Genomic DNA, 5677 nt, shown 5'->3' on the forward strand with positions numbered 1-5677 from the left:
CGCAGCGGCCGCGACGGCCGCCGCTCGGCATCATCGACGGCCCGCCCGGGCAACCTGAACCGGTGCGCGGCCCACCAGGCGATCAAGGGCATGCCCAGCAGCCACAGCGGCAGCCAACCCAACTGCGGATGCACGCCGCGCGCCTCGGGGACAAGGATCAGCAACACCGCGCCGATCGCGACGACGGCGCGCAGCACCTCGTCGAGCACAGGGTGCGGTGGCGGGCGATCGCCCGCGGACGTGGACAGGACGGGGGAACGGTGGGCATGGACGGTGTTCATGACGGGCTCCTTTGCTGTGGAGCCACTGTCGCCGCTCGCCATCTCAGCGGCTAAGACAGGGCGAGGACGCCGCTCACGCACGACGAAACAGCTCCTGTAGGAGCGGCGTGAGCTGCGACCCCGCCCCTCCCGGTAGAGCCCCATCGCGGCTTACGCCGCTCCTACGGCATGAAAGCATGGCCCAGCCCCCTGAGTCAGGGGGCGATTCGCATCGCAGATGCGAATGGGGGTATGGAAGCGCAACGGCGGGGCCCAAGGTTTGCGAAGCAAACTTTGGGGATTCCCGGGCGCAGCCCGGGGATCGCGGCTTACGCCGCTCCTACAGGACAGGGACGGGTGGCCCAGCCCCCTGAGTGAGGGGGGCGATTCGCGCGCAGCGCGAATGGGGGTGTGGCAGCGCAACGGCGGGGCCCAAGGTTTGCGAAGCAAACTTTGGGGATTCCCGGGCGCAGCCCGGGGATCGCGGCTCACGCCGCTCCTACGGGGTCTCCAGGGAGGCAGTTGCGATGGCGGCGATCAATAGCCGGCCAGGTCGAGCGCCTTGTCGGCCTCGCGGTGGCCCAGTTCGATCAGCTCGGCGGCGCGCCAGAACTCGTAGAACTGACAGGCATCGCGCGGTATCCGGATCACCAGCTCGGGCGGGTCCAGCGCCAGCTGCACGCGCGCGATCTGCGCCTGCATGGTGTCCAGCGAGCGCGCCATCAGCTCGCTGAAGCCCATGCCCGGCAAACCTTCCACGGCCAGCGCCGGATCGGCCTCGCCATCGCGGTCGCGGTGCAGCCAGCGATCGATGCGACGGCGCCAGGCCGAGCGCGGTTCCGCTGCGGCCACGTCGGCCAGGTCCGGGGCCCCGTCGTCCGCCTCCGCCGGCGTCCCCGGCGGGCGCTCGGGCCAGCCGTGCATGTCGACCGCGATCAGGCGCTGCGCATCGGACAACCGGCTGGCGGCGATCGGCAGCGGCGCCAGCAGGCCACCGTCGACCAGGTCGCGGCCGTGCAGGCGATGCGGAGTAAACACGCCGGGGATCGCGATCGAGGCGCGCACCGCGTCCCACAGGTCGCCCTCGCGCAGCCATACCTCGCGCTGACGCACCAGGTCGACCGCGACCGCGGTGTAGTCGATCGGCAGGTCCTCGATCCGCGGCGAACCGGTCAACTCGCGCAGCGCCGCCATCAACCGGTCGCCCTCGAACAGCGCCGCACGTCCCAGCGCCGGATCCAGCAGGCGCAGCATCTGCGCGCGGCTCAGGCCCAGCAGCCAGTCGCGATAGGTATCCAGTTGCCCGGCGGCGAACAGCCCGCCGACCAGGGCGCCGGCCGAGGAACCGGCCACCGCCACGATCTTCAGGCCACGCGCCTGCAGGGCCTGGATCACCCCGATCTGGGCCAGCCCGCGCGCACCACCGGCGCCGAGCACCAGGGCGACGCGCTCGTGGCGGCGGATCCGCGGCGGGTCGGAGGTCATCATGGCGCGGACCGGACGATCGCCTCAGTCGTACTGGCTCAGCGCCAGCGACAGCAGCGCGCGCGCCTGCTCGCGCAGCACCGGCGGCTCCACGATCTGGGCGTCGCTGCCGTAGTGCAGCACGTCCATCAGCAGCTCGCGGCCGTTGCTGTAGGGCAGCTTCAGCTCGTAGCGGCCATCCGGCAGGAACCGGCCCTGCTGCTGCGAGTGCCAGTGTTCGTCGGCGACCCAGCGCGCGGCCTTGGCGTTGAACACGATCGTCGCCCAGCCGCGCGGGGTGCCGGAGAAAATGCCGTAGCTCGATGCCAGCTGGCGGTCCAGCTCCTCCTCGGGCACGTCGGTCGCATCGGTCTCGCCCAGCCTGGCCGCGGTGATGCGGTCGACCGCGAAACTGCGCAGCGCGTCGCGCGCATGGTCCCAGGCGTCGAGATACCAGTTGTCGCGGTAGTGGGTCAGCCGCTGCGGCGACACCGCGCGGCGGGTGCTCTCGTCGGTGGAGCGCGCCCGGTACTCGAAATCCAGCCGCTTGCGGTCGAGCACCGCGGTGGCGACGGTGCGGAACGCGTGTTCGTCGAGCTTGCGGGTGCGATGCGGCACCACCCGCACCCGCTCCATCGGCACCCGGCGGCCGCCGGCGTGCTCGTCGAGCAGCTTCTCGATGCGCTGCTGCAGCGGCGCCAGCGCGTTCGACAGCACACCGCCGCCGCTGCGCATCAGCAACTGCTGCGCGGCCAGCAGCGAATGCAGCTCCTGCGAACTCAGCCACAGGCCCGGCAGCTCGAAGCGGTCCTTCTCGTCGGCGTCGTAGCTGAAGCCGGCCTCGCCGTTGCCGACCACCGGCGCCATCAGGAAGTCGCGCAGGTAGGCCAGGTCGCGGTAGGCGGTGGCGCGCGAGCACTCCAGTTCCTCCATCAACCGCTGCACCGTGACCGGGTAGCGGGCGCTGGAGAGGATGCGGTGCAGGGCGTGGATGCGTTCGATGCGTTCCATGGCGGACCGGCCGGGATCGGAGGGACGGGGTGCCTAGCATGGCATCGTCGCGCGGTCGTATGCCATCGCCCATGTCTCGCCAAGCCGGAATCGCGGGCGCACAATACCGCCATGCCCGGTTCCAGCCCGCTCGGCCCGTCCGAGCCCGCCATCGACCTGTCGCCGACGCCCGGCGAGGAGGTCAAGACCACGACCTGCTACATGTGCGCCTGCCGCTGCGGCATCAAGGTGTGGCTGCAGGACGGGCGCATCCGCTACATCCAGGGCAATCCCGACCACCCGGTCAACCAGGGCGTGCTGTGCGCCAAGGGCTCGGCCGGGATCATGCAGCACTACTCGCCGGCGCGGCTGGACAAGCCGTTGCTGCGGGTGGGCGAGCGCGGCAGCGGCGAGTTCCGCGAGATCGAGTGGGACGAGGCGCTGGAGATCGCGACCGCCTGGCTGGCGCCGATCCGCGAACGCAACCCCGATGAGCTGGCCTTCTTCACCGGCCGCGACCAGAGCCAGGCCCTGACCGGCTGGTGGGCGCAGCAGTTCGGCACGGTCAACTACGCCGCCCATGGCGGTTTCTGCTCGGTCAACATGGCCGCCGGCGGGCTGTACACGCTCGGCGGCAGTTTCTGGGAATTCGGCGAGCCGGACTGGGAACACACCCGCTACCTGATGCTGTGGGGCGTGGCCGAGGACCACGACTCCAATCCGATCAAGCTCGGCCTGGCCAGGGTCAAGGCCAACGGCGCCAAGATCGTCGCGGTGAACCCGGTGCGCAGCGGCTATGGCGCGATCGCCGACGAGTGGATCGGCATCCGCCCCGGCACCGACGGCCTGTTCGCGTTCGCCCTGATCCACGAACTGCTCAAGGCCGACCGCATCGACCTCGACTACCTGGTCCGCTACGCCAATGCGCACTGGCTGGTGATCCGCAATCCCGGCGGCGCCGACGACGGGCTGTTCGCGCGCGATGCCGAGGGCCGGCCGCTGTGCTGGGACCGCGACGCCGGACAGGCGGTCGATGCCGGCGCCACCGGCATCTCGCCGGCGGTGGTCGGCGAGTATGCGCTGGACGACGGCCGTCGCACGGTGCCGGTCTTCCACCTGGTCGCCGAGCGCTACCTCGACCCGCAGTACGCGCCCGACGCGGTCGCCGAGCGCTGCGGCGTGCCGGCGGCGACGATCCGCCGGATCGCCCGCGAACTGGCCGACGCCGCCTTCGAGCAGACGATCCGCCTGCCGATCGCCTGGACCGACGCCTGGGGCCGCGAGCACGCGGAGATGGTCGGGCGCCCGGTGGCCATGCATGCGATGCGCGGGATCAGCGCGCACAGCAACGGCTTCCATACCTGCCGTGCCCTGCACCTGCTGCAGATGCTGCTGGGCGCGGTCGACAGCCCCGGCTCGTTCCGCTACCAGCCGCCGTTCCCGAAACCGATCGCGCCGCCGAACCGCCCCGGCAAGGCGCGCAACGACGACGGCGTGCTCGACGCCGCGCCGCTGGGCTTCGTGCACGGCCCGGAGGACCTGGTGGTCGATGCCGACGGCCAACCGCGCCGCATCGACCACGCCTATTCCTGGGCCTACCCGCTGTCCGCGCACGGGATGATGCACACCGTCATCCGCAATGCCTGGGCCGGCGACCCGTACCGGATCGACACCCTGCTGATGTTCATGGCCAACATGGGCTGGAACTCGGCGATGAACACCGCCGAGACGATCGGCTGGCTGACCGACAAGGACGATGACGGCGACTACCGCATCCCGCGGATCATCTACAGCGATGCCTACGCCTCGGAGATGGTCGCCTACGCCGACCTGGTGCTGCCGGATACGACCTACCTGGAGCGCTTCGACGCGATCAGCCTGCTCGACCGGCCGATCTCCGACGCCGACGGCGCCAGCGACGCGATCCGCCACCCGGTGCTGGACCCGGCCCGGCAGGGCATGCGTGCCGATGGAAAGCCGCGCGACGTGCGCGGCTTCCAATCGGTGCTGATCGAACTGGGCGCACGCCTGGGCCTGCCCGGCCTGGTCAACGAGGACGGCTCGCCGCGTTATCGCGACTACGCCGACTACATCGTCCGTCATGAGCGCGCGCCCGGGGTCGGTCTGCTCGCCGGCTGGCGCGGCGGCGACGGCGAACTGGAGGCCAAGGGCCCACCGAATCCGCGGCAGTTGCAGCGCTACATCGACAACGGCGGCTTCTGGCGCAGCGAGGTCCCCGAGCATGCACGCTACTTCAAGATGGCCAACCGCGGCTACCTGGACTGGGCGCAGCGGATGGGTTTCATCGGCCACGCCGAACCGATCGTATTGCAGCTGTATTCGGAGACCCTGCAGAAGTTCCGCCTCGCCGCGCAGGGCCACGGCGCGCAGCAGCCGCCGGCCGCGCATCGCGAACGGGTCGCGACCTATTTCGATCCGCTGCCGATCTGGTACGAACCCTTCGAGGGCGAGCAGATCGCCGATGCCGCGCAACGCTATCCGCTCAGCGCGGTGACCCAGCGGCCGATGTTCATGTACCACGCCTGGGGTTCGCAGAACGCCTGGCTGCGCCAGATCACCGCGCGCAACTACCTGTACCTGCATCCGGACACCGGCGCGCGCCACGGCATCGCCGACGAGGACTGGATCACCGTCGCCTCGCATCTCGGCGAGATCACCGTGCAGGCGAAGTTCGCCGCCAACGTGCAGCCGGACACGGTCTGGACCTGGAACGCGATCGGCAAGCGCCGTGGCGCCTGGCGCCTGGACAAGGAGGCGCCGGAGGGCCGCAAGGGCTTCCTGCTCAACCACCTGATCTCCGACATCACCCCGAAGGGCGATTACGCCAACGCCGACCCGGTCACCGGCCAGGCGGCCTGGTTCGACCTGCGGGTGCGGATCGCGCCGGCGGCCACCGGCGGCGAGAGCGCGCCGCAGTTCGAGCCGCTGCCCCTGGGCGCGGC

At 70.8% G+C, this 5677-nt stretch carries 3 protein-coding genes and 1 pseudogene; 1 reads left to right on the top strand and 3 read right to left on the bottom strand.

Translation table 11 applies throughout. From position 1 onward, the window contains the following. The 3 genes and pseudogenes from FKV24_RS15690 to FKV24_RS15700 all read right to left on the bottom strand — a co-directional run. Positions 1 to 281: pseudogene (locus FKV24_RS15690) on the bottom strand (hypothetical protein); the annotation flags it as partial. 516 nt (positions 282 to 797) lie between these two features. Beyond that, positions 798 to 1748 (bottom strand): patatin-like phospholipase family protein, encoded by a 951-nt coding sequence (locus FKV24_RS15695; protein ID WP_111265346.1) that lies wholly within the window; start codon positions 1746 to 1748, stop codon positions 798 to 800. 21 nt (positions 1749 to 1769) lie between these two features. Then, positions 1770 to 2735, bottom strand: coding sequence for a helix-turn-helix transcriptional regulator (locus tag FKV24_RS15700; RefSeq protein WP_141483058.1), 966 nt, complete (start codon positions 2733 to 2735; stop codon positions 1770 to 1772). 111 nt (positions 2736 to 2846) lie between these two features. Here FKV24_RS15700 and FKV24_RS15705 point away from each other — a divergent pair. Further along, positions 2847 to 5677, top strand: a 2831-nt coding sequence (locus FKV24_RS15705) for a molybdopterin oxidoreductase family protein (RefSeq protein WP_141483059.1), incomplete at its 3' end; no start/stop codon positions are given.

This window comes from Marilutibacter maris (assembly GCF_006546735.2).
In the GTDB taxonomy this organism is placed as follows: domain Bacteria; phylum Pseudomonadota; class Gammaproteobacteria; order Xanthomonadales; family Xanthomonadaceae; genus Marilutibacter; species Marilutibacter maris.